Consider the following 745-nt stretch of genomic DNA (forward strand, 5'->3'; position numbering starts at 1 on the left):
TGCTTCGCCGCCAAACTTCTTGGTCAGCACCGTCGTGATCGCTGCCGTCAGCGTGGTCTTGCCGTGGTCAACGTGACCGATCGTGCCGACGTTCACGTGCGGCTTGGTCCGCTCAAACTTACCCTTGGCCATTTTCGACTCCTAAGAGGATTTATCCGTACGTTGCGCCGCGCGCAAACAATCACCGAGTACTTCTGGTGCCCATGGGCAGGATCGAACTGCCGACCTCTCCCTTACCAAGGGAGTGCTCTACCACTGAGCCACATGGGCGCTACTTCTTTGTTACTGGAGCGGGTGAAGGGAATCGAACCCTCGTCGTAAGCTTGGAAGGCTTCTGCTCTACCATTGAGCTACACCCGCAAGGATCCATGGATTCCCAACTACTGCTACAGCTTGCATTCTGGTGGAGGAGGTTGGATTCGAACCAACGTAGGCGTAAGCCAACAGATTTACAGTCTGCCCCCTTTAGCCACTCGGGCACCCCTCCGCAGAGAACTGATGATTATGAGGGAACAACCGCTTTCTGTCAAGGCTTGCTTGACCGTTCCAAACTCATAGCTCTCACTTATATAGTGATTCCAGCTCCGACCGTAAACGCAGAAACCCCACCTTTGCGGGGTGGGGTTTCTGGTCATGCTGGGGAGCCTGACGATTACCTACTTTCACACGGGAATCCGCACTATCATCGGCGTGGAGTCGTTTCACGGTCCTGTTCGGGATGGGAAGGGGTGGGACCGACTCGCTA

General features: G+C 55.3%; 1 protein-coding gene, 3 tRNA genes and 1 rRNA gene. All 5 read right to left on the reverse strand.

Features of this window, described 5'->3' with window-relative positions; translation table 11 throughout:
• The coding region (locus tag KHO30_RS39080; protein ID WP_236061810.1) for a GTP-binding protein at nt 1–132 on the reverse strand (132 nt) is incomplete at its 3' end.
• A gap of 63 nt (nt 133–195) precedes the next feature.
• Nucleotides 196–270: transfer RNA gene (locus KHO30_RS39085), tRNA-Thr, on the reverse strand.
• Between the two features lie 16 nt (nt 271–286).
• Nucleotides 287–360 (reverse strand) — tRNA-Gly (locus KHO30_RS39090).
• A gap of 41 nt (nt 361–401) precedes the next feature.
• A tRNA-Tyr gene (locus KHO30_RS39095) sits at nt 402–487 on the reverse strand.
• A gap of 156 nt (nt 488–643) precedes the next feature.
• Nucleotides 644–745: ribosomal RNA gene (rrf, locus tag KHO30_RS39100) — 5S ribosomal RNA — on the reverse strand; the annotation flags it as partial.

Origin of the sequence: Paraburkholderia aspalathi (assembly GCF_905220735.1) — a bacterium.
GTDB lineage: Bacteria > Pseudomonadota > Gammaproteobacteria > Burkholderiales > Burkholderiaceae > Paraburkholderia > Paraburkholderia aspalathi.